Origin of the sequence: Streptomyces sp. G45 (assembly GCF_049542095.1) — a bacterium.
Taxonomy (GTDB): domain Bacteria; phylum Actinomycetota; class Actinomycetes; order Streptomycetales; family Streptomycetaceae; genus Streptomyces.
In genome coordinates this window covers 1,205,701-1,229,808 of the sequence record NZ_JBMUZU010000001.1, presented here as the reverse complement: position 1 = coordinate 1,229,808, position 24,108 = coordinate 1,205,701, and the positions used below count along the sequence as shown (strand labels likewise).

The 24,108-nt window shown below is 75.0% G+C and carries 9 protein-coding genes and 2 pseudogenes; 7 read left to right on the top strand and 4 right to left on the bottom strand.

Going from position 1 to position 24,108, the window contains the following annotated elements; all coding sequences use genetic code 11:
• Positions 1 to 126: 126 nt before the first annotated feature.
• Complete coding sequence (locus tag ACOBQU_RS05005) at positions 127 to 1,701, bottom strand: MFS transporter (RefSeq protein WP_423624690.1); 1,575 nt, start codon at positions 1,699 to 1,701, stop codon at positions 127 to 129.
• Positions 1,702 to 1,722: 21 nt separating this feature from the next.
• Positions 1,723 to 3,246, bottom strand: a complete 1,524-nt coding sequence (locus tag ACOBQU_RS05000) for an AMP-binding protein (protein ID WP_423624689.1) — start codon at positions 3,244 to 3,246, stop codon at positions 1,723 to 1,725.
• 120 nt (positions 3,247 to 3,366) lie between these two features.
• Here ACOBQU_RS05000 and ACOBQU_RS04995 point away from each other — a divergent pair, with 120 nt between their 5' ends.
• Positions 3,367 to 3,603, top strand: a complete 237-nt coding sequence (locus ACOBQU_RS04995) for an acyl carrier protein (protein ID WP_423624688.1) — start codon at positions 3,367 to 3,369, stop codon at positions 3,601 to 3,603.
• 14 nt (positions 3,604 to 3,617) lie between these two features.
• On the opposite strand, the gene ACOBQU_RS04990 is transcribed toward ACOBQU_RS04995, so the two are convergent.
• Complete coding sequence (locus tag ACOBQU_RS04990) at positions 3,618 to 4,559, bottom strand: ACP S-malonyltransferase (RefSeq protein WP_423624687.1); 942 nt, start codon at positions 4,557 to 4,559, stop codon at positions 3,618 to 3,620.
• A gap of 222 nt (positions 4,560 to 4,781) precedes the next feature.
• On the opposite strand from ACOBQU_RS04990, the gene ACOBQU_RS04985 reads away from it, so the two are divergent.
• From ACOBQU_RS04985 to thiO, 6 genes and pseudogenes are all read left to right on the top strand, one after another.
• Positions 4,782 to 6,380 (top strand): AMP-binding protein, encoded by a 1,599-nt coding sequence (locus tag ACOBQU_RS04985; protein WP_423624686.1) that lies wholly within the window; start codon positions 4,782 to 4,784, stop codon positions 6,378 to 6,380.
• A gap of 46 nt (positions 6,381 to 6,426) precedes the next feature.
• Positions 6,427 to 8,286 carry a type I polyketide synthase gene (locus tag ACOBQU_RS04980; protein WP_423624685.1) on the top strand — a complete coding sequence of 620 codons (1,860 nt, stop codon included), beginning with the start codon at positions 6,427 to 6,429 and terminating at the stop codon, positions 8,284 to 8,286.
• A gap of 109 nt (positions 8,287 to 8,395) precedes the next feature.
• Positions 8,396 to 17,023: pseudogene (locus ACOBQU_RS04975) on the top strand (SDR family NAD(P)-dependent oxidoreductase); the annotation flags it as partial.
• Positions 17,020 to 17,586 carry an FcoT family thioesterase gene (locus ACOBQU_RS04970; RefSeq protein WP_423624684.1) on the top strand — a complete coding sequence of 189 codons (567 nt, stop codon included), beginning with the start codon at positions 17,020 to 17,022 and terminating at the stop codon, positions 17,584 to 17,586. The pseudogene ACOBQU_RS04975 and the gene ACOBQU_RS04970, both read left to right, overlap by 4 nt.
• A 28-nt stretch (positions 17,587 to 17,614) precedes the next feature.
• Complete coding sequence (locus ACOBQU_RS04965; RefSeq protein WP_423624683.1) at positions 17,615 to 19,750, top strand: type I polyketide synthase; 2,136 nt, start codon at positions 17,615 to 17,617, stop codon at positions 19,748 to 19,750.
• Positions 19,747 to 20,838 carry a glycine oxidase ThiO gene (thiO, locus tag ACOBQU_RS04960; protein WP_423624682.1) on the top strand — a complete coding sequence of 364 codons (1,092 nt, stop codon included), beginning with the start codon at positions 19,747 to 19,749 and terminating at the stop codon, positions 20,836 to 20,838. The genes ACOBQU_RS04965 and thiO overlap by 4 nt, the downstream gene beginning before the upstream one ends.
• A 73-nt stretch (positions 20,839 to 20,911) precedes the next feature.
• Here the strand turns inward: thiO and ACOBQU_RS04955 are convergent.
• Positions 20,912 to 24,031 (bottom strand): annotated as a pseudogene (locus ACOBQU_RS04955) (type I polyketide synthase); the annotation flags it as partial.
• Positions 24,032 to 24,108 lie beyond the last annotated feature (77 nt).

The following is a 24,108-nucleotide window of genomic DNA, read 5'->3' as shown; positions in this document are numbered from 1 at the left end:
ACGGGGACCCTCGTCATAGGCGGTACGGGTAGCGCCCCGAAGGGGCGCGGGGAACTGCGCGACAAGCCACGCCGAACCGGCAGCCCCGAAACGACGTCGTGGGGCAGGAGGTCGGGGTGGTGACCCTCAGTCCGAGGAGCCGACGGCGGTCTGCTCCGGCTCGGGCGCCAGGGTGTCCGCCGGGGCAGCCGTCGCACCCGGCGGTGCGATGTGCCGCATGAGCGCCGCCGCCACGACCGCGCTGACCAGCATCAGCGCGCCGCCGACCACCGCGGCGACGTTCATGCCGCGGGTGAACGCCTCCGCCGCGCTGTCGAGCAGCGGGCGGCTGACGTCGGCGGGCAGATGGCGGGCCACCTCCGCCGCGCCGCCGAGCGACCCCTCGGCGGCCTCGGCGGCCTCCGGCTTCAGGCCGCCCGTCGCGTCGGAGACGTCACGGGTGTAGACGGCGGCACCGATGCTGCCGAGGACGGCGACGCCCAGCGCGCCGCCCAGCTGGTTGCTGGTCTCCGGGAGCGCGGCGGCCGCGCCCACGCTCTCCGGCGGTGCCGAGGACACGATCAGGTCGGCCGTCAGCGGCATCGCGAGACCCACCCCGGCCGACAGCACCGAGGAGCCCACGATGGCGACGGCCAGGGGGGAGTCGGGGCGCAGCTGCGTCATGATCGCGAAGCCCGCCGCGGCGATGACGAGGCCGGTCGCGATGAGGTAGCCGGGGCGGACCGTCTTGGCGAGCACGGCGGCGGTCGACGATGTCACCGCCACCGCCAGCGGCGCGGGCAGCGTCCACAGACCGGCCTCCAACGGGCTGAGCCCGTGCACGATCTGCACCCACTGGGTGGCGAACAGCAGGATGCCGACCAGCGCGAACAGCGCCACCAGGTTGACGCCGACGGACGCGCTGAAGCCCCGGTCGCGGAACATGCCGAGGTCGATCAGCGGGCTGGCGGCGGCGCGCTGCCGCAGCAGGAACAGCACGCCGACGGCGACCCCGGCCGCCGTGACGCCCACGTACGTCCAGGCGAACCCGTCGTCGGCCAGCTCCTTGACGCCGTAGATGACCGGGATCACGGCACCGAGCGAGAGCACCGCGCCGAGCAGGTCGAAGCGGCCGGGCTTCGGGGCCCGGTACTCCGGCAGCAGCCAGGGCCCCAGGAAGAGGATCAGCACCGCCATCGGCACGTTGATCAGGAAGACGGAGCCCCACCAGAACTTCTCCAACAGCAGCCCCGACACGATCGGCCCGAGGGCGGCGCCGCCGGACAGCCCGGCCGTCCACACCGCGATGGCGGTGCGGCGCTGGCCGGGGTCGTGGAACATGTCGCGGATCAGCGCCAGCGTCGACGGCGCGAGCACGGCACCGGACACCCCCAGCACGGCCCGCGCCACGATCAGCAGCTCGGAGCTGTCGGCGTAGGCCGCCGCCAGCGACGAGGCACCGAACACGCCCGCGCCGATCATCAGCAGCAGCCGACGGCCGATGCGGTCGCCGAGCGTGCCCATCGTGATCAGCAGCCCGGCGAGCATGAACGCGTAGATGTCCACGATCCACAACTGCTGGGTGGCGCTCGGCTCCAGGGTCGCGCTGAGGAACGGCAGCGCGAAGTACAGCACGGTCATGTCCATCGACATCAACAGGACCGGCAGGACGAGGACGGCGAGGCCGATCCACTCCTTCAGGCCCGCGCGGTCGTGACGCATGGTCTCGGCTCCCAGCTCTCGTCAGGCGTCGGTCTGTATCGCCTCGCGGGCAAGCCGCGCCCGGTCGACCTTGTGGTTGGCGTTCAACGGGAACTCGTTCACGTGCCGGAACGCCTTGGGCACCATCGGGTCGGGCAGGTGCGCGGACAGCTCGCGGCGCAGCGCCGCCGCGGGGATCCGCTCGCCCGTGTAGTACAGGACGAGTTCGAGGCCGCCGCCGGGCGCCGGGCGGGTCACGGTTGCGGCGTTCTGGACGCCCGTGCACTGCCGTACGACGTGGTCGACCTCGGCCAGCTCGACGCGGAAGCCCTGGATCTGCACCTGGGCGTCCAGGCGGCCCAGGTAGACCAGTTCGCCGTCGTCCAGGCGCCGCACCCGGTCGCCGGTGCGGTACCAGCGGCGGCCGTCGCGCTCCAGGAAGCGGCCGTCGTTGTCGGCGGGATCCAGGTAGCCGGGCGTCATCTGCGGCCCGGCGACGCACAGTTCGCCCTCCGTCGGCGACACGGCGCCCGTGCCGTCCGCACCGCCCTCGTCGAGCAGCAGGTGGTCGTGGCCCGGGTGCACCCGGCCGATGGGCACGACGCCGTTGACGGCCTGCTTCGGCGAGGTCTCCGGGGACCAGCGGTGGCCGGTGATGGTGACGGTCAGCTCGGTCGGCCCGTACAGGTTCTCGATCTTCGACTGGGGTGCCGCGGCCGCCCAGTCGGCGGCGTCGTCGCACAGCAGCGCCTCACCCGCGAAGAAGCTCCACCGCAGCGTGGGCATCGAACCCGGCGTCAGACCGCCCATCTTGCGGATGAACGAGATGCCGCTCGGCGTGGAGAACCACACCGTCATGCCCCGCTCGGCGAAGAACGCGGGCAGGTCCCGGTGGGCGGCGGGCGGGATCGCGTGCACCGGCGCGCCCCGGCCCCAGGCGCAGAACAGCTCGAACATCGCGCAGTCGAAGTTCAGGCCGACGTTCTGGCAGAACACGTCGGCGGGCCCGAAGTCATAGCGCCGGTCGAGCAGCGTGAAGTAGTGCCGGTTGGCCTCGTGGGTGATCGGCACGCCCTTGGGTCGGCCCGTCGACCCCGAGGTGAACAGCACATACGCGACGTCCGACGGCCGCACCGCGACCGGCGCGGCCAGTGCGGGCCCGGCCGCGTCCTCGTCCAGGACCGGCAGGTCCAGCTCGGTCGCCGCGAGCGCGGCCCGGCCCACCGGGTCGGCGATGACCGTGGAGACGCCCGCGGCGGTCAGCATGCGGCGGGTGCGCTCCGCCGGGAAGCGGGGGTTGAGCGGGACGACGGTGGCGCCCGCGTACAGCGCCGCGAGGATGCCGACGTACGCCGTGAGGCTCTTGTCGGCGAGGACGGCCACCGCGTGCGGCCCCCGCGGGGCCCGGGCGAGCAGCGCGCCCGCCCGGCGCAGCGCCAGGTCGTGCATCTCCTCGTACGTCAGGGTGTCGGCGTCCACCCGCACCGCGGGCCGGTTCGGGGACAGGGCGAGACCGCGCAGAAAGCGTTCGTGCAGACCCGGTCCTGGGGCGGTGGTTTCGATCATTTGCGGTCCTCCGCGGAGAGAAGAAGGGGTGGATAGGGGTGGCCGGTCCACGGGGTGGGGGATTTAGGGTGGCGGCGACGCCGACTATTGGGTAAACGCCGGAAAACACGGGAGCGCGCCATGTGGGACGAGTCCTTCGAGAACCTTGTCAGGAAGCACCTTCCCTTGCTGGAATCGGGCGACGAGCTCACCACTGACCTGAGCCTCGGCGATCACGGCCTGGATTCCATGGGAATGGTCGCGCTGCTGTCGTCACTGGAGAGCGAGTACGACGTCCGGTTCGTCGACGACGCGCTCGACCTCGCCAACTTCGCCACCCCCGGGACCCTCTGGAAGACCCTGTCGGCCATGCGCTGACCCGCTCCCGCCCGCTATGCGATCGTGCTGCGCCGGCGCGGTCGCATAGCCGTGTCCGGCTTCACCGCCACCACGTCGAACGCCTCGGTCATCACGTCCACCCGGCCCCACAGCGCGTCAAGCCCGGTCACGTGCACCCGCTCGACCCCCAGCTCCCGCAGCGAGCCGACCACCGCGGGCCAGGACACCGGGCGCGTCACCGCGTCGAGCAGCATCGTCCGCACGCCGTCCGCCGTACGCACCAACGACCCGTCGTGGTCGGACACGACGGGGATCTCCGGGTCGAGGAACGGCACGTCCGCGGCGACCTCGGCGGCCAGCTCCGCGCGCAGCGGCGCGAAGAGCGGCGCGTGCATCGGCGGGCGCATCACATACAGCGGGAGGCCACCGGCCGAGCGCAGCCGCGCCTGGAGGTGCTCCACACTGCTCTCGCGCACCGACAGCATGTGGAAGTCGTGGTCGACCTGGCAGCCCAGCTCGTTCCACTCGCCGCGCTCGTCCAGCTCCGCGCGGATCTCGGCGAGCCGGTCGGCGGGCACGCGGGCGAAGGACTGGGTGACGACGTCCTGGTGCTCGCGGGCGAAGTAGGCGTCCACCCGGCGGCCCCACCGCGCGGTCATCGTCACGGCGTCGGCGAACGGCAGCGCGCCCGCCCGCACCGCCGCCGCGGTGCCGCCGAAGCTGGCACCGGCGCAGGCCACCGGCGTCAGCCCGTACTCGGTGACCGCGTAGTCGGCGAGCGCCACGCAGGAGACCAGGAAGGCGAGCCGGATCGGCTCGGGGAAGGCCCCCTGGTCGTCCCGGGCCTCGGCCTCGCGGCACGCGTCGACCAGGGAGTGGCCAAGGGCCCGGTCCGCCTCGGCGACGTAGCGGCGCCCCACCGGGTGCACCGTCAGGAATCGCGCCAGGTCCGCGAAACGCGTCGGGCCGATTCCGGGAAAGACAATCGCCGACATATTCTCGCTCTCCGTTTTCGCCGCACCCACCGAGAGGCCTTTGCGGGCACGGAAGTTCGATCCTAGTGTTTCCCGTCAGTCTGGTTGTGGCCGAGCAGGTGGCAATACCCCTAGTACCCCCTAGTTCAGGGGTCGTGGGGCAGGGGTTCTTGTGGGCGGTAAAAGCCCCCTGTTAGAAACAGCCTGGTATTGGCTGGGAAAGCCGAATGGGGAGGGTGGCGCATGAGCCTGAATGGAGCGCGTCCGGCTCGGGCGCACGCATCGGTGGACAACCTGCGGACGTATCTGCTGGCCGCGGCCCGGCGGGCCCCTCAGCGGCCCGCGGTCATCCAGGCCGCACCGGGCGGCGGCATCGAGACCGTGACCTACGGGGAGCTGGAGCGGCGCGTCGACCACATCGCCGAGGCCCTTGACGCGCTCGGCCTTGAGGTCGGCGACCGGGTCATCCTGGAGTCCGACACCAACGCCGACGCCATCGCGACGCTCCTGGCCTGCGCCACGCTCGGCCTGCCGTTCGTGCCGACCAGCCCCGAAGTCCCCGACGAGCGGCTCCAGACGATCATCTCGCTCGCCGAGCCCGCGCTGCACCTGCAGTCCGCGCACGGCAAGCGCACCGGCATCCCCGAGACGGTCGGCACCGCCCGGTTCGGCCCCGACGGACTCACCGTGGAGCGCGCGCCCGCCGCGCGGGTGCGCCGCCGCCGCACGGTGACGCCCACCGACACCGCGTACATCACCTTCACCTCGGGCACCACCGGCAGGCCCAAGGGCGTGGTGATGAGCCACCGCGGCGTCATCGCGTTCCTGCGCGGCGCCGAGGCCGAGGAGCTGATCACCGCCGACGACCGCGTCGCGGGCACCTCCCCGCTCCAGTTCGACTTCGCCCTGTTCGACATCGGGTTCGCCCTCAGCCACGGCGCCGCCCTCGTGCCCGTGCCGCGCGACCGGCTCGGCTGGCCCCGCCGCTTCCTGTCGTTCCTGCGCGAGACCGGCGCCACCCAGGTCGACGCCGTCCCCTCCGCCTGGCGCCCCGCGCTGCGCCACGAGCCGGAACTGCTCGCTGAGATCGGCGACGAGGGCACCCTGCGCCGCGTCACGTTCTCCGGCGAGAACTTCCCCCTGGACGAGCTGCGGCGCCTCCAGGAACTGCTGCCGAAGGCCCGCTTCACCAACGGCTACGGCGCCACCGAGACCATGGCCGCGTCCATCACCGACGTACCCAACCCGCTGCCCGCCGACGTCGAGCGGCTGTCCATCGGGCACGCCGTCGCGGGCGCCGAGATGATGCTCATCGGACCCGACGGCACCCCCGTCGACGAGCCCGGCGTCCTCGGCGAGATCTATCTGCGCACCCCCTCGCTGTTCTCCGGCTACTGGGGCGACCCGGAGGCCACCCGCGCCGTCGTCGTGCCCGACCCGCTGAACCCCCGGTCGGGGCAGGTGGTCTTCAAGACCGGCGACCTGGCCACCATGGGACCCGAGGGCGAGCTGTACTTCCACGGCCGCGTCGACCACCAGGTGCAGATCCGCGGCAACCGCGTCGAGCTGGGCGAAGTGGAGCGCCGCGTCGGCGAGTTCCCCGGCATCACCGGCGCGGTCGCGCTGCTGCTGCCGCGGCCCGACGACGACCCGCTGCTGCACGCCTTCGTCACCGTCGCCCCCGACGGCCCCGAGCCGGACGCCAAGGAGGTCGCCGCCTTCTGCCGCGCCGCGCTGCCCGCCTACATGGTCCCCCGCCACGTGCACGTGGTGGACGAGTTCCCGCTGACCGTCAACGGCAAGGTCGACCGCGCCGCCTTGACCGCCCTCGCGACGTCCTGACCCACCCGATGGCCTCCGAGCCCCTTCTTCGTTGCGGAGTATGCACATGACCGAGCAGTCCAGGGCCGCGATGCTGGAACTGGTCCTCGCGCAGGCCGCCGCCGTGCTGCGGGACGCCGACCCCGACGCCTACGCGGAAGGGGCGGGCGGCGTCGCGGCCGACCAGCCGTTCCTCGCCGGTGGCCTGGACTCGCTGGGCCTGGTCCGGCTGCACCGGCGGCTCACCGCCGAGCTGGGCGTGGACCTGCCCGTCACCATCGGCTTCGACCACCCGACGCCGCGGGCCCTGGCCCGCCACCTCGCCGCCGTCGTGCACGGCGCGGACGGCGGCGCCGACCCGGCGGAGGCTGCCGCGCCCGCCACCACGGGCGCCGGGCTCACCGAGCCCATCGCCATCGTCGGCATCGGCTGCCGCTTCCCCGGCGGCGTCACCTCGCCCGAGGACCTGTGGCGCGTCCTGGCCGACGACACCCACGTCCTCACCGACTTCCCCGACGACCGGGGCTGGGACCTCGACCGCCTCTACGACCCGGACGCGGCCACCCCCGGCACCAGCTATGTGCGGCGCGGCGGATTCCTGCCGGACGCCGCCGAGTTCGACGCCGACTTCTTCCAGATCAACCCCAAAGAAGCCCTGGCCATGGACCCCCAGCAGCGCCTCCTGTTGGAGACCTGCTGGGAGGCGCTGGAGCGCGCGGGCATCGACCCCGGCACGCTGCGCGGCACCCCCTCGGGCGTGTTCATCGGCGTCGAGCCCCACGAGTACGGGCCCCGCACCCACGAGGCGCCCGACGGCCTCGACGGCTACGTCCTCGGCGGCAGCCTGCCCAGCGTCGTCTCCGGCCGCGTCGCCTACACGCTCGGCCTCGAAGGCCCCACGCTGACCGTCGACACCGCCTGCTCCGGCTCCCTGACCGCCCTGCACCTCGCGGTCCGCACCCTCCAGCGCGGCGAGTGCGCACTCGCCCTCGCGGGCGGCGTCACCGTGATCTCCAGCCCCGGTACGTTCACCACGTTCAGCCGCCAGCGGGGCCTCGCCCCCGACGGGCGCGTCAAGGCCTTCGCCGCGGCGGCCGACGGCACCTCCTTCTCCGAGGGCGTCGGCGTGTTCGTGCTGGCCCGGCTCTCGGACGCGCTGCGCGCCGGACACCAGGTGCTCGCCGTCGTCCGGGGCAGCGCCATCAACCAGGACGGCGCCAGCAACGGCCTCACCGCGCCCAACGGCCTGGCCCAGCAGCGCGTCATCCGCCAGGCCCTCGCCGACGCGGGCCTCACCCCCGACGAGGTCGACGCCGTCGAGGCGCACGGCACCGGCACCACCCTCGGCGACCCCATCGAGGGCCAGGCCCTGGTCGCCGCCTACGGCCGCGGCCGCCCCGCCGACAAGCCCCTGTGGCTGGGCTCGGTGAAGTCCAACATCGGACACACCGGTGCCGCCGCGGGCGCCGCGGGCATCATCAAGATGGTGCAGGCGCTGCGCCACGGCACGCTGCCGCGCACCCTGCACGTGGACGCGCCCACCCCGCACGTCGACTGGTCCGACGGCACCGTGCGGCTGCTCACCGAGCCGGTGCCGTGGGAGGCCGCCGGTGCCCCCCGCCGGGCGGGCGTGTCCTCGTTCGGCGCGAGCGGCACCAACGCGCACGTCATCATCGAGGAACCCCCGCCACCGCGCCCGCCACTCCCGAGACCCCCGAGCCCGCCCCGGCGGCCGAACGCCCCGTACCGGTCGTCCTGTCCGCCCAGGGCGAGGCCGCGCTGCGCGCCGCCGCCGGGCGGCTGCTCACGCGGGTGGACGACACCACGCCGCTCGACCTCGCGTACGCCGCCGCCACCACCCGCGCCCAGCTGCGCGACCGCGCCGCCGTCATCGCCGCGGACCGCGACGAGCTGCGCCGCGCCCTGACCGCCCTCGCCGACGGCACCACCGCGTCCGGACTAGTCACCGGCACCACCCTGGCGACGGGTCGCACCGCGTTCCTGTTCACCGGGCAGGGCAGCCAACGCCCCGGCATGTGCCGCGAACTGGCCCGCGCCTTCCCGGTGTTCGCGGGCGCCCTCCAGGACGCCGCCGACCACCTCGACCTGCACCTCGACGAGCCGCTGGGCGACGTCCTGTTCGCCGCCGACGGCACCCCGCAGGCGGAGCTGCTGCACCAGACGCGGTACGCGCAGGCCGCCCTGTTCGCCGTCGAGACCGCCCTGTTCCGGCTCCTGGAGTCATGGGGCGTCACGCCCGCCCTGGTCGCCGGGCACTCCATCGGCGAGATCGCCGCCGCGCACTGCGCCGGGGCCATGTCCCTGGCCGACGCCGCCCTGCTCGTCGGGGCGCGCGGCACCCTGATGCAGGAGCTGCCCGAAGGCGGCGCCATGACCGCCGTGCAGGCCAGCGAGGCGGAGGTCACCCCGTACCTCACCGACCACGTGAGCCTCGCCGCCGTCAACGGTCCCACCGCCGTCGTGCTGTCCGGCGCCGCCGACGCCGTGCGGGCCGTCGCCGCCCGCTTCGCCGAACAGGGCCGCAAGACCCGGCAGCTGCGCGTCTCGCACGCCTTCCACTCGCCGCTGATGGAGCCCATGCTCGACGACTTCCGCCGGGTCGCCGAGAGCCTGACGTACGCACCGGCGCGCATCCCCGTGGTGTCCAACCTCACCGGCGAGCCCGTCACCGCGTTCGACGCCGACTACTGGGTGCGGCACGTGCGCGAGCCCGTCCGGTTCGCCGACGCCGTACGCCGCCTGGAGGCCGACGGCGTCACCACGTACCTCGAACTGGGCCCGGACCCCGTCCTGTCGGCGATGGGCCGCGACTGCCTCACCGACGCCGACGCCGATGTCGCGCTGGTGCCGCTGCTCCGCAAGGGGCACGACGAGGAGCGCCAGGTCGTCACCGCCCTCGGCCAGGCCCACGCCCGCGGCGTCAGCGTCGACTGGGAGGGGTTCTTCGCGGGCCGGGGCGCCCGCCGTGTGGAGCTGCCCACCTACCCGTTCCAGCGCAAGCGGTACTGGCTGAGCGCCGGGACCTCGCCCGGCACCCTCGGGCACCCGCTGCTCGACACCTCCGTCAGCCTCGCGGGCGCCGACGGCGTCGTCCTGACGGGCCGCCTGTCCACCCGCGCGCAGCCGTGGCTCGCCGACCACGTCATCGCGGGCTCCGTCCTCGTCCCCGGCACCGCCCTCGTCGAACTGGCCGTGCGCGCCGCGGACGAGGCGGGCTGCGCCCTGGTGGAGGAACTCACCCTGGAGGCGCCGCTGGTGCTGACCGCGGACGCCACAGTGGAGGTCCAGGCCGTCGTCGGCGCCCCCGACACGGCGGGCCGCCGCGGCGTCGAGCTGTACGCGCGCCCCGCCGGGAGCGAGGAGGACTGGACCCGCCACGCCAGCGGCGTCCTCGCCGAGCACGGCGAGGGCCCCGCGGCCGACCCGGAGGCGTTCGGCACCTGGCCGCCCACCGACGCCGACCCCGTCGACGTCGACGACCTGTACGCGCGCCACGCCGTGCAGGGCTACGGCTACGGCCCCGCGTTCCGCCGCGTCCGGGCCGCCTGGCGCCGCGGCGACGAGGTGTTCGCCGAGGTCGCGCTCGACGACCCGGGCGCCGACCGGTTCGGCCTGCACCCGGCGCTCCTCGACGCCGCCCTGCACGCCTCCGAAGGCCCCCAGGACGACGACCAGGTACGGCTCCCGTTCGCCTGGCGCGGCGTCGAACTGCACGCCGTCGGCGCCACCGCCGTACGCGTCCACATCCGCCAGACCGCGCCGGACGAGGTGACCTTCGCCCTCGCCGACACCGCCGGGGCGCCGGTCGCCACCGTCCGCTCCCTCGTGCAGCGGCCCCTGCCCACGGGCGCCGCCCGGACGTCCGGCTCGCTGCTGCGCGTGGAGTGGACCGCGCTCCAGGCCCCGGCCCAACCGGACGCCGAGGCAGGCGAGTTCACCCTCCTCCACCTCCCGGAGGTCTTCCCCGGCACCCCCGCCGACGCCGCCCGCGCCGCCACCCTGCACACCCTGGAGCTGATCCAGGGCGCGGTCCGCGACGACACCCGCGTGGCCTTCGTCACCCGCGACGCCACCGACGACCTGGTGCTCGCGCCGCTGCTCGCCCTGGTGCGCTCCGCGCAGGCCGAACACCCCGGGCGCTTCGCCCTGATCGACACCGACCGCGACGTGCCCGAGCCCGAGCTGCGCGCCGCCCTGGCCACCGGAGAGCCCCAACTCGCCCTGCGCGACGGCTCCCTGCTCATCCCGCGCCTGACCAAGGCGCAGCTCCCCGACGCCCCCGAGCCCACCGCCTGGCGCCCCGAGGGCACCGTCCTCATCACCGGCGGCACCGGCGGCCTCGGCGGCCTGCTCGCCCGGCACCTCGTCCGCGCGCACGGCGTCAGGCGCCTGCTGCTCACCGGGCGCCGCGGCCCCGAAAGCCCCGGCGCCGCCGAACTGGTCGCCGAACTCGCCGAGCTGGGCGCCGAAGCCACGGTCGCCGCCTGCGACGTCGCCGACCGCGCCGCCGTGGCCGCACTCCTGGAGTCCATCCCCGACGCGCACCCCCTGACCGCCGTCGTGCACAGCGCCGGGGTCATCGACGACGGCCTGGCCGCCGATCTCACCCCCGAGCAGGTCGCCGCCGTCTTCCACGGCAAGGCCGACGGCGCCTGGCACCTGCACGAGCTGACGCGCGAGCACGACCTCGCGGCGTTCGTGCTGTTCTCGTCCGCCTCCGCGCCCTTCGGCTCGCCCGGACAGGGCAACTACGCCGCCGCCAACGCCTTCCTCGACGCGCTCGCCGCGCACCGCGCCGCCCAGGGCCTCGTGGCCACGTCCCTGGCGTGGAACCTGTGGGCGGGCGACGCGGGCATGGGCGCCCGCCTCGACGAGGTGACGCTGCGCCGCGCCGAGCGCTCCGGCCTGCCCGCCCTCACCGCCGAGGACAACCTCGCCCTCTTCGACCAGGCCCTCACCGCGGGCGTGCCCGCCCTGGTGCCGCTGCGCCTCGACGCCGCCGCGCTGCGTGCCCGCGCCGACGGCGTGCCGCCGCTGCTGCGCGGCCTGGTCCGCGCGCCCGCCCGCAGGGCCGCCACCACCGCAGCCCAGGGCGCCCCGGGCACCAGCGGCGCCACCCTCGCCGACCGGCTTGCGGGCAAGCCCGACGCCGAGCGCGACCGCATCGTCCTCGACCTGGTCCGCACGCAGATCGCGGGCGTCCTCGGCCACGACGGCGGCACCGCCATCGACCCGCGGCGCGCCTTCACGGAGCTGGGCTTCGACTCCCTGGCCGCCGTCGAGCTGCGCAACGCGCTCACCGCCGCCACCGGCCTGCGGCTCACCTCCACGCTGATCTTCGACCACCCCACGCCGCGCGCCCTCACCGACCACGTGCTCGACAAGGTCCGCGGCACCACCCCGGCCGCCGCGCCCCAGGCCCCCGCGCCCGCGCCCGCCGCGGCCGACGAGCCCATCGCCATCGTCGCCATGGCCTGCCGCTACCCCGGCGGGGTCACCTCCCCCGAGGACCTGTGGCGCCTGGTCGCCGACGGCACCGACGCGGTCTCCGGCTTCCCCGAGGACCGCGGCTGGAACATCGAGGAGATCTACGACCCCGAGCCCGGCAAGCACGGCACCACCTACACCCGCCAGGGCGGCTTCCTCTACGACGCCGCCGAGTTCGACCCCACCTTCTTCGGCATCAGCCCGAAGGAGGCCCAGGCCATGGACCCGCAGCAGCGGCTGCTCCTCGAAGTCGCCTGGGAGGCCGCCGAGCGCGCGGGCATCGACCCGCACTCCCTCAAGGGCAGCGCCACCGGCGTCTACGCCGGGCTCATGTACCACGACTGGGCGGCCCGCTCCCAGGACGCGCCCGAGGACCTCGCGGGCTTCACCGCCGGGGGCGGCCTCGGCAGCGTCGCCACCGGCCGCGTCTCCTACACCCTCGGCCTCCAGGGCCCCGCGGTCACCATCGACACCGCCTGCTCGTCCTCGCTCGTCGCGATGCACTGGGCCATGCAGGCGCTGCGGCAGGGCGACTGCTCCCTGGCCCTCGCCGGTGGCGTCACCGTGATGGCCACGCCCGAGACGTTCATCGGCATGAGCCTCCAGAAGGGCCTGTCCGCCGACGGCCGCTGCCGGGCGTACGGCGCGGGCGCCGACGGCACCGGCTGGGCCGAGGGCGCGGGACTCCTCCTCCTGGAGCGCCTGTCGGACGCCCGCCGCAACGGCCACCCGGTGCTCGCGGTGATCCGCGGCTCCGCCGTCAACCAGGACGGCGCCTCCAACGGCCTGTCCGCGCCCAACGGCCCCGCGCAGGAGCGGGTCATCCGGCAGGCCGTGGCCGCCGCGGGCCTCACCCTCGCCGACATCGACGCCGTCGAGGGCCACGGCACCGGCACCGCCCTCGGCGACCCCATCGAGGCGCAGGCCCTGATGGCCACGTACGGACAGGAGCGCGCCGACGGCGACCCGCTGTGGCTCGGCTCCATCAAGTCCAACTTCGGGCACGCCCAGGCCGCCGCCGGTGTCGCGGGCGTCGTCAAGATGGTGATGGCGATGCGCAACGGCACGCTGCCGCGCACCCTGCACGCCGACCCGCCGTCCCCGCACATCGACTGGACCGCGGGCGACGTCGAACTGCTCACCGAGGCCCGGGACTGGGAGACCGGCGGCCGCCCCCGCCGCGCCGCGGTGTCCTCCTTCGGCGTCAGCGGCACCAACGCCCACGTCGTCATCGAGGAGGCGCCGCCGACCGGCCCGCGGGAGCCCCGCGGCGAACGGCCCCCCGCCGTGCCGCTGACCGTGTCCGCGTCGACCGCCGACGCGCTGCGCGCCCAGGCCGCCCAGGTCGCCGCGCACCTGCGCGCCGACGCCGACCTCGACGCCCTGGACGTCGCCGCCTCGCTCGCCCGGGGCCGCGCCGCCCTGGAGCACCGCGCCGTCGTCGTCGACACCGACCGCGACGGACTGCTCGCCGGGCTCGACGCGCTGGCCACGGACACCACCGCCGCCTCCGTCGTCCGCGGCGTCCAGCGCGGCGACTCCCGCGCCGTGTTCGTCTTCCCCGGCCAGGGCTCGCAGTGGCAGGGCATGGGCGTGGAACTCCTGGAGCACTCGCCCGCCTTCGCCACCCGCCTCGGCGAGTGCGCCAAGGCCCTGGAGCCGTACGTCGAGTGGAACCTGCTCGACGTGCTGCGCGGCACCCCCGGCGCCCCCGCCTGGACGCCGTCGACGTCGTGCAGCCCGCGCTGTGGGCGATGATGGTGTCCCTCGCCGAGGCCTGGCGCGCCGTCGGCGTCGAACCGGCCGCCGTCGTCGGCCACTCCCAGGGCGAGATCGCCGCCGCCTGCGTCGCCGGAGCGCTGTCCCTGGAGGACGGGGCCCGCGTCGTGGCCCTGCGCAGCCAGATCATCCGCGAGGACCTGGCGGGCCAGGGCGGCATGATGTCGGTCGCCCTGTCCGCCGCCGACGCCGCCACCCACCTGGCCGCCTGGGACGGCCGCCTCCAGCTCGCCGTCGTCAACGGCCCCTCCTCCGTCGTCGTGTGCGGCGACGGCGACGCCCTGGACGAGCTGCGGGCCAAGCTGGTCGCCGACGGCGTCCAGGCCCGCCGCATCCCCGTGGACTACGCCTCCCACTCGGTGTTCGTCGAGGACATCCGCGAGCGGATCCTCACCGAACTCACCGGCCTGACGCCGCGCACGGCGACCGTGCCGTTCTACTCCACCGTCACCGCCGAGCTCCTCGACACCGCCGGGCTCGACGCCGAGTACTGGTACACCAACCTGCGGCGCACCGTCCGCTTCGAGGAGACCACGCGGGCGCTGCTCGCCGACGGCTTCGAGATCTTCGTCGAGGCCAGCCCGCACCCGGGCCTGCTCACCGGGCTCGGCGAGACCGCCGAGTCGGCCGGGGTCGCCGCCGCGCTCGTCGGCACGCTGCGCCGCGACGCCGGAGGCCCGCGCCAGTTCCTCACCTCGCTCGCCGAGGCGTATGTGCGGGGCGCGAGCGTCGACTGGGAGACCCAGTTCGCCGGGACCGGAGCCCGCCGCGTCGACCTGCCCACGTACCCGTTCCAGCGCAAGCGGTACTGGATGGACGTCATCGAGCACTCCGGCGACGCCCGCAGCGTCGGCCAGACGCCCGCCGACCACCCGCTGCTCGGCGCGGCCGTGCCGGTCGCCGGGGCCGGGGGAGTGCTGCTCACCGGCCGCCTGGCGCGCTCCGCCCAGCCGTGGCTGGCCGACCACGTCGTCGGCGGCACCGTCCTGTTCCCCGGCACCGGCTTCGTCGAACTGGCCGTCCGCGCCGGAGACGAGGTCGGCCGGGGCCGGGTGGAGGACCTCACCCTGGAGGCGCCCCTCGTGCTGCCCGAGCGCGGCGGCGTGGCGATCCAGGTGGTCGTCGACGCCGACCTGCGCACCGTCTCCATCCACTCCCGGCCCGACGACGCCCCCGCCGACGTGCCCTGGACCCGGCACGCCCAGGGCACCCTCGCCGAGGCGGGCCCCGAACCGGCGCACGAGTCCGCCGCCTGGCCGCCGCCGGGCGCCGAACCCGTCGACCTGAGCGGCTTCTACGAGCCGTCCGGCGCCGACGGCCTGGCGTACGGGCCGGTGTTCCAGGGCCTGCGCGCCGCCTGGCGCTCCGGTGACGACGTGTACGCCGACATCGCGCTGCCCGAGCAGGCCGCCGCCGACGCCGCCCGCTACGGCCTGCACCCGGCCGCCCTCGACGCGGCGCTGCACGCCACCGCGCTGCTGGCCACCGACGCCGGACGCGTCACGCTGCCGTTCGCGTGGACCGGCGTCGACCTGCACGCCTCCGGGGCCGCCGCGCTCAGGCTGCGCATGACCCGGCTCGGCGAGGACGAGGTCGCGCTGCGCCTCACCGACACCGGTGACCGGCCCGTCGCGTCCGTCGCCTCGCTCGCCCTGCGTCCGGTCGCCGCGGGCAGCCTGACCCGCGCGGACACGCCCCACGACGCGCTGTTCGACCTCACGTGGACGCCCGCCGTGCCGGGCGACGCCGCGCCCCGCACGGTCCTGCACCAGTGCGCGGGCGGCACCACCGCCGAGGCCGTCCACGCCGAGACCGCCTCCGCGCTCACCACCCTCGCGTCCTGGCTGGACGAGCAGCCCGAGGACGACGCCGTCCTCGCGGTCGTCACCCGCGGCGCGGTGTCGGTGGCCGGGGAGGACGTCACCGACCTCGCCGGGGCGGCCGTGTGGGGCCTGGTCCGCAGCGCCCAGACGGAGAACCCGGGGCGCGTCGTCCTCGTCGACCTGGAACCCGGCGACCCCACACCGCTCGCCGCCCGGGTCGGCGCGGCCGTCGCCACCGGCGAGGCGCAGGTCGCGGTGCGCTCCGGCACCCCGCACCGCCCGCGCCTGACCCGCGTGACCGGCGCCCCCGTCGAAGCCCCCGCCACCGTCTTCGGCGACCGGCCCGGCACCGTCCTCGTCACCGGCGGCACCGGCACCCTCGGCGCCCTGGTCGCCCGCCACCTGGTCACCGCCCACGGCGTCAAGGACCTGCTCCTGACCAGCCGCCGCGGCCCCGCCGCGCCCGGCGCCGCCGAGCTGACCGCCGAACTCACCGCGCTCGGCGCCCGCGTCGACGTGGCCGCCTGCGACGCCGCCGACCGGGACGCCCTGGCCGCCGTACTCACCGGCCGCACCCTCGCCGGAGTCGTGCACACCGCGGGCGTCCTCGACGACGGCGTCATCTCCTCGCTCACCCCGCAGAAGATGACCGCGGTGCTGCGGCCCAAGGTCGACGCCGCCCTCAATCTGCACGAGCTGACCGCCGGTCAGGACCTGTCCGCGTTCGTCCTGTTCTCGTCCGCCGCCGGGGTCACCGGCGGCGCGGGCCAGGGCAACTACGCCGCCGCCAACACCTTCCTCGACGGCCTCGCCGCGCACCGCCGCGCCCACGGCCTGCCCGCGCAGTCCCTGGCCTGGGGGCTGTGGGAGGAGGCCAGCGGCATGACCGGCGCCCTGGACGAGGCCGACGTCGCCGACATGCGCCGCGGCGGCGTCCTGCCCATCGCCTCCGCCGACGGCCTGGCGCTGCTCGACGCCGCGGGCGCCCTCGACCGGTCGCTCCTGGTGCCCGCCCGGATCGACCTGACCGGACAGCGCCGCGCCGACGTGCCGTACCTGCTGCGCGACCTGGTACGGGGCCCCGCGCGCCGCACCGTGGAGCCCGCCGCGGCGAGCGGCGCGACCGCCGAGAGCCTGCGCGACCGGCTGGCCCGGCTCACCCCGGCCCGCCGCGAACAGGCGCTGCTCGATGTGGTGCGCGCGCAGACCGCCGCCATCCTCGGCTTCGCCGACGCCGACGAGGTGGACGCCGAGCGGTCGTTCCGCGACATGGGCTTCGACTCGCTGGCCGCCGTGAGGTTCCGCAACGGCCTCGGCGAGGCCGTCGGCGAGCGCCTGCCCGCCACCCTCGTCTTCGACCACCCCACCGCGCTGGACCTCACCCGGCACCTGCTGGCGGAGCTGGCGCTGGGCGAGCCGGACACGGCGGCGGACCAGGAACCCGCCCAGGACACCGAGGACACCGCGGGCACCGAGGACCGCACCGCCGCGATCCAGAACATGAGCCTCGCGGACCTCCTCCGCACCGCGCGACGATCAGGAGACCAGTCATGACCCAGTTGCTCGACGACACCGACCAGCGCGTCTTCCCCACGGACGAGGAACTGCTGCACCGCGTGCTCACCCCGTACCGGGCCAAGCGGTGCGAGTACCTCACCTCGGCCACGGTCACGATGCGCGGCGACTCCCTGGACGACGGCGGGACGCTCAGCGCCGCCTGCACCTTCCTGATCCCCGAGTCCTGCTACATCGACGACACCGGGCACTTCAACTCCGTCGAGTTCAACATCTGCTTCAACCAGATGGCGTACTACCTGATGGCCAAGGCCGTGAAGGAGTCCCTGATCGAGCCGTTCTCCCGGTGGACGCTCGAACAGTTCTGGGACCGGCAGCTCGCGGACGTGTTCATCACCGACTTCAAGAGCACCTTCCGCAACGCCATGAGCGGCCGTCACTTCCGGGGCGAGATCGACATCGTCGACATCGCCGACTGGGACGGCAACGACCTGCGCGACGCCCTGGTGATGCTGCGCACGCGGTGCCGCTACTGGGACGAGAAGGGCGGCGAGAGCCACGGCGAGGTCGCCGCCGCCATCACCAACCCGCCCGTGAACTGACCCGCCCCGCCCCGCGGAGGACGCGACGATGAGCACAACGCAACAGCACGCGCTTCCCGAGGAAGCGCGCCAGGTCGACATCGACGACTTCTACGGCAGGCTCGCCGACCGCGGCCTGCGCTACGGGCCCGCCTTCCGGCGGCTGCGCGGCGTGTGGGCGCACGGGGACGAGGTGTACGCCGAGGCCGAACTCGACGGCGCCCCCAGCGGCTCCGGCGACCCGGACGACACCCCCGGCACCACCCCCGCCGCCGCCCCCGGAGGCGACGGCTACCTGCTGCACCCCGCCCTGCTCGACGCCGCCCTCCAGGCCGCCCTCGTCCCGGACCTCGACCGCGACGACAGCACCTTCCTGCCGTACGCGCTGCGCGGGGTGCGCCTGCACAAGGCGGGCGCCCGCGCCATCAACGTGCACGCCGTGCCCGGCCAGGACGGCACCGCCCTCGCGCTCACCGGCGCCGACGGCGAACCCGTCGCCACCATCGGCACCCTCGTCCGCCGGGCCGTCACCCCCGACCAGCTGGACGCGGCGGCACAGCGCACCCGGCTGCTGCGCCTGGCCTGGAAGGCCGTCGAGGCGCCGCCGTCCGCCACGGACCAGCAGCACTGGGCGTTCCTCGGCACCGACCACATCGGCGTGACCGGCGCCCTGAAGTCCGCCCGCAGCTCCTTCGACTCCTACCCGTCGCTGGCCGCGCTCGACGCGGCGCTGCGGCAGGGCGCCACCGTGCCCGACGTGGTCGTCGTCTCCTGCACCGACCAGGACGCCCCGGTGCGCTCGGCCGCGCAGCGCGCCCTGATGCTCGTCCAGGAGTGGACGGCCGACCCGCGCCTCGCCTCGGCCCGGCTGCTGCTCGTCAGCACTGGCGCCGTCGCGGCCCGCGCCCGGGAGGACGCCCCCGACCTGCCGGGCGCCGCCGTGTGGGGGCTGCTGCGCAGCGCCCAGTCCGAGCACCCGGGCCGCTTCGTCCTGGTCGACGTCGACGACGCGCAGGACTCCGGGCGCGCCCTGGTCGCCGCCGCGGCCAGTGAGGAGCCCCAACTCGCCGTGCGCAACGGCACGTTGCTGCGGCCGCGCCTGGTGCGCTGCCCGCCGCCGCCCCGCGCCGCCCGGCTCACCGGAACCGTCGTGATCACCGGCGGCACCGGTGCCCTCGGCCGACTGCTCGCCCGGCACCTGGTCACCCGCCACCAGGTCCGGCACCTCGTCCTGCTCAGCCGCCGCGGCCCGGACGCGCCCGGCGCCGCCGAACTGAGCGACGAACTCGGCGCGCTCGGCGCCCGCGTCGACCTGGTGGCCTGCGACGCCGCCGACCGGCAGGCCCTGGAGCGCGCCCTCGCGGACGTCCCCGCGCCGTCCGCCGTCATCCACACCGCGGGCGTGCTGTCCGACGCCGCCACCGACACGCTGACCCCGCGCAGGCTCGACAAGGCGCTGCGCCCCAAGGCCGACGCCGCGCTGCACCTGCACGAGCTGGTCCGCGACCCGGACTGCGCGCTCGTGCTGTTCTCGTCCGTCGCCGGGCTCGTCGGCAACTCCGGGCAGGGCAGCTACGCCGCCGCCAACTCCGTCCTCGACGCCCTCGCCTACCACCGGCGCGCCCTCGGCCTGCGCGGCCTCTCCCTGGCCTGGGGCCTGTGGGACGGCGACGACGGCATGGGCTCGGGGCTCACCGCCGCCGACCTCACCCGCATCAAGCGCACCGGCTTCGCCCCGCTCGGCCGCGAGCAGGGCCTGGCCCTGTTCGACGCGGCGCTCGCGGGCGACGAGGCGGTCCTCGCCCCCGTACGCCTGAACGAGTCGGCCCTCACCGACGACGTCCCGCCGGTCCTGGCCGACCTGGCGCCCGCGGCGTCCGGCAAGCACACCGACACGCTGCTCACCCGCCTCGCGGAGCTGCCCGACGCGGAGCGCGAGCAGGCCGTCCTGGAGTTCGTGCGGGCCACGGCCGCCGCGGTCCTCGGCTACGAGGGCCCCGACGACATCGCCCCGGACCGGGAGTTCGGCGCGCTCGGCCTCGACTCCATCGGCAACCTCGACCTGAGCCGCAGGCTGTCGGCCGCGACCGGGCTACGGCTCCCCGCGACCCTTGTGTTCGACCACCCGACCCCCGTGGATCTCACCTCTCATCTGCGGCGACTGCTCCAGGAGAACCCATCGTGAATACCGTTGTCGTCGGCGGCGGCGTCATCGGCCTCGCCACCGCGTGGCAGGCCATCCGCCAGGGCGTCACCGTGACCGTGATCGACCCGGCCCCGGCCACGAAGGCGTCCCATGTCTCGGCGGGCATGCTCCCGCCCGGCAACGAGCAGCTGTACGGCCAGGACGACCTGCTGCGGCTGTGTCTGGCCTCCCGCGCGCTGTACCCGTCCTTCGTGGCCGAGCTGGAGGAGTTCGCGTCCGCGGGCTTCCGCCGCGACGGCGTGCTCGACGCCGCCTTCGACGACGACGCCCTTGCCGCCCTGGACCACCAGCAGTCCTTCCAGGAGGCCCTCGGCATCCGCACCGAGCGGCTCACCGCCGCGGAGTGCGCCAAGCTCCAGCCCGCCTTCGCCCCGGCGCTCGGCGGCCTGCTGTCGCCCGACGACGGCGCCGTCGACCCGCGCGTCCTCAACGAGGCGCTGATCACCGCCATCGAGGCCCTGGGCGGCACCGTCGTGCGGCGCCGCGTCGTCCGCGTCGCCGACCACGCCGTCACCCTCGACAACGGCGACGCGGTGCCCTTCGACCGCCTGGTGCTCGCCGCGGGCTGCTGGACCCACCACATCGAGGGCCTGCCCCACGACGCCGTCCCGGAGATCCGCCCCGTCAAGGGCCAGATCCTGCGCCTGCACTCCGACCGGCCGCTGCTCGACGTCACGGCCCGCGCCCTGCACAAGGGCTCGTCCCTGTACCTGGTGCCCCGCCCCGGCGGCGAACTGGTCATCGGCGCCACCTACGAGGAGCGCGGCTACGACGAGACCGTCACCGCCGACGGCACCCGCGAGCTGCTGAACCGCGCCGCCGCGGTCATGCCCGACGTCGGCGCCCTGCGCTTCGCGGAGATCAGCGCGGGCCTGCGCCCGGCCGCCCCCGACGACCTGCCCGTCATCGGCCCCACCGACGTCCCCGACGTCTACCTGGCCACCGGGCACTTCCGCATGGGCGTCCAGCTCGCCCCCGTCACCGCCGTCGCCATGGCCGCCTACCTCACCGACACCACCCCGCACCCCTCGGTGGTGCCCTTCACGCCGCTGCGCTTCTCCTCCTGACGCGTAGGGACACACGAAATCCGCCCCCGGCCGGAAGGCCGGGGGCGGATTTCGTGTGCCGTACGTCCGGGTGTCAGGCGACCGGCACCGGGGCGGCGGTCAGCCTGCCGGTGGCGTTCTCCGTCCAGGAGTGGTCCTGCTCCGAGCGGGACCGGATGGTCAGGGAGCGGCCCGCGGCCGGGTCGTCGGGGCCGACGACGACCTGGAGCAGCGCGGCGTCCTGGGCGCCGAACGCGACGGGCGCGTTCAGGACCAGCTCCGCGACCTCGTCGACGCCCACCGTCTGCGCGGCGTGCAGAGCCAGCTCGACGAACGCGGTGCCCGGCAGGATCACCGTCCCCATGACGACGTGGTCGCCGAGCCAGGCGTGGCTGGTCAGGCTGACCCGCCCGGTGAACAGGCGGCTGCCGTCGGGGAGTTCGGTGGCCGTGGCCAGCAGCGGGTGCGCGGCCGCCTCCAGGCCGAGCGCGGCGGGCGAACCCGCGGCCTCGGGCGCGCTCAGCCAGTAGCGGCGCCGCTGGAAGGCGTACGTGGGCAGGGCGACCGCCCGGCCCCCGCGCCCCGCCAGGTGACCGGCCCAGTCGACGGCGGCGCCGCCCGCCTGCGCCTGCACCAGCCCGTCGAGCAGCGCGTTCGGCTCGGCGAGCGCCGGGCGCAGCAGCGCCACCGCGGTGGCCTCGGGCAGCGCCTCACGGGCGAGCCCGGCCAGGACGGCGTCGGGGCCCAGCTCCACGTACGTGCTGACGCCGTGCTCGTGCAGCGTGGTCAGCGCGGCGTGGAAGCGGGTGGTGGCGCGGACGTGCTCGGTCCAGTAGGCGGCGGTGGTGACCTCCGCCCCGGCGGGCCGCCCGGTCACCGTGGAGATCAACGGGATCCGCGGCCGGTGGTAGGTGAGTTCCGAGGCGACGCGTTCGAACTCCGCCAGCATGGGGTCCATGTGCGGGGAGTGAAACGCGTGCGACACCGTGAGGCGCTTGGTCTTGACGCCGCGCTCGGCGAGTGCGGCGGCGATCCGCGTGGTGGCCTCCTCGTCGCCGGAGACCACCAGCGAGGTGGGGCTGTTGACGGCCGCGATGGACACGTGGTGCTCGTGCCCTTCGAGCAGCGGCCGCAGCTCCTCCTCGGTGGTGCGTACGGCGATCATGGCGCCCCGGGCGGGCAGGTCCTGCATGAGGGAGCCGCGGGCGGCGACCAGGCGGCAGGCGTCGTCCAGGGAGAACACGCCCGCCGTGCGGGCCGCGGCGATCTCGCCGATGGAGTGGCCGACGACGTGCGTGGGGGAGACCCCGAAGTCGTCGGCGAGCAGCCGGGTCAGGGCCGTCTCCAGGGCGAAGAGCCCCGCCTGCGTGTACCGGGTCTGGTTCAGCAGGGCCGGGTCGTCGGCGAACACGACGTCCTTGATGGCGTGCTCGGCCTTCAGGTGCCGGTCCAGGGTGGCGCAGACCTCGTCGAACGCCTCCCGGTACACGGGGTACGTGTCGTACAGCTGACGGCCCATGCCCGCGCGCTGCGCGCCCTGCCCGGTGTAGAGGAAGCCGAGCTTCTTGCCGCGGGCCCCGGCCTGGAGCGTGAGCGTGACCGCGTCCGGGTCCTGGGCGAGCGACCCCAGCTGGGCGAGCAGCTCGTCCCGGGTGGTGCCCACGGCGGCGGCCCGGTGCTCGAAGAGGGTCCGGGACGTGGCCAGGGTGTGCGCGACGTCGACGGGGCGCAGCTCGGGGTGGTCGGTGACGTGGTCGAGGAGCCGCTGGGCCTGCTCGCGCAGCGCGGCCGTGGACTTGGCGGACAGGATCCACGGCACGGGCGTGGTGCCCGGCACGGCGCCGGTGTCCTCGCGGTCCGGCGCGGCGGGGGCCTGCTCCAGGATCAGGTGGGCGTTGGTGCCGCTGATCCCGAACGAGGACACCGCCGCGCGCCGCGGATGGCCGGTCTTCGGCCAGGCCCGTGCCTCGGTGAGGAGCTGGACGGTGCCGCTGCTCCAGTCGATGTGCGGGCTGGGCTCGTCGACGTGCAGGGTCTGCGGCAGGGCGCCGTGGCGCAGCGCCTGGATCATCTTGATGACGCCGCCGATGCCCGCCGCGGCTTGGGAGTGCCCGATGTTGGACTTGAACGAGCCCAGCCACAAGGGCTGTTCGGGGGAGTGGTGGCGCCCGTACGTGGCGATCAGGGCCTGCGCCTCGATGGGGTCGCCGAGCGGGGTGCCGGTGCCGTGCGCCTCGACGGCGTCGACCTCGTCGGCGGTGAGTCCCGCGTTGTCGAGGGCGGCGTTGATGACCCGCTGCTGCGAGGGCCCGTTCGGCGCGCTCAGCTGGCTGCTCTTGCCGTCCTGGTTGACGGCCGAGCCGCGGATCACGGCCAGCACCTGGTGGCCGTTGGCCTCGGCGTCGGAGAGCCGCTCCAGCAGGAGCATGCCCGCGCCCTCGGCCCAGATGGTGCCGTCGGCGGCGGCCGAGAACGACTTGGCCCGCGCGTCGGCGGCGAGCCCGCGCTGACGGCTGAACTCCAGGAACATCCCCGGCGTCGGCATCACCGCCGCGCCGCCGGCGAGCGCCATGGACGACTCGCCCTCCCGCAGCGATTGGCACGCCAGGTGCAGCGCCACCAGCGACGACGAGCAGGCCGTGTCGACGGTGACCGCCGGGCCCTCCAGGCCGAAGGTGTACGAGATCCGCCCCGACGCCACGCTGAGCGTGGTGCCGGTCAGCAGATGCCCCCCGACGTCCTCCGGGCCCTGGTGCATCAGCGAGGCGTACTCGTGCCCGGACACCCCGCTGAACACGCCGGTGCGGCTGCCGCGCAGCTCGCCCGGCGTCACCCCGGCGCTCTCCAGGCTCTCCCACACCACTTCCAGCAGCAGCCGCTGCTGCGGGTCGAGCGCGAGGGCCTCGCGGGGGCTGATCCCGAAGAACTCCGGGTCGAAGCGGTCCGCGTCGTACAGGAAGCCGCCCTCACGGGCGTACGTCTTCCCGGGCACCGTGGCGTCCGGGTCGTACAGGCCCTCCAGGTCCCAGCCCCGGTTGTCCGGGAACGGCCCCACGGCGTCCCGGCCCTCGGCCACCAGCTCCCACAGCCCCTCGGGCGTGGTGGCCCCGCCGGGGAACCGGCAGGCCATGCCCACGACCGCGATCGGCTCGCGCCTGCGGGACTCCGCGTCGGCGAGGCGCTGCCGGGTCCGCTGGAGGTCGGCGGTCACCCGCTTCAAGTAGTCCCGTAGCTTGTCGGCGTTCATGCTGTTGGTGGCGTTCATGGTGCGACGTCGCCCCTCCTCGGCTG

Coding starts and splice junctions, on each gene's coding strand:
- ACOBQU_RS05005 (WP_423624690.1), bottom strand. CDS start 1,701: ATGCGTCACGACCGCGCGGGCCTGAAGGAGTGGATCGGCCTCGCCGTC.
- ACOBQU_RS05000 (WP_423624689.1), bottom strand. CDS start 3,246: ATGATCGAAACCACCGCCCCAGGACCGGGTCTGCACGAACGCTTTCTG.
- ACOBQU_RS04995 (WP_423624688.1), top strand. CDS start 3,367: ATGTGGGACGAGTCCTTCGAGAACCTTGTCAGGAAGCACCTTCCCTTG.
- ACOBQU_RS04990 (WP_423624687.1), bottom strand. CDS start 4,559: ATGTCGGCGATTGTCTTTCCCGGAATCGGCCCGACGCGTTTCGCGGAC.
- ACOBQU_RS04985 (WP_423624686.1), top strand. CDS start 4,782: ATGAGCCTGAATGGAGCGCGTCCGGCTCGGGCGCACGCATCGGTGGAC.
- ACOBQU_RS04980 (WP_423624685.1), top strand. CDS start 6,427: ATGACCGAGCAGTCCAGGGCCGCGATGCTGGAACTGGTCCTCGCGCAG.
- ACOBQU_RS04970 (WP_423624684.1), top strand. CDS start 17,020: ATGACCCAGTTGCTCGACGACACCGACCAGCGCGTCTTCCCCACGGAC.
- ACOBQU_RS04965 (WP_423624683.1), top strand. CDS start 17,615: ATGAGCACAACGCAACAGCACGCGCTTCCCGAGGAAGCGCGCCAGGTC.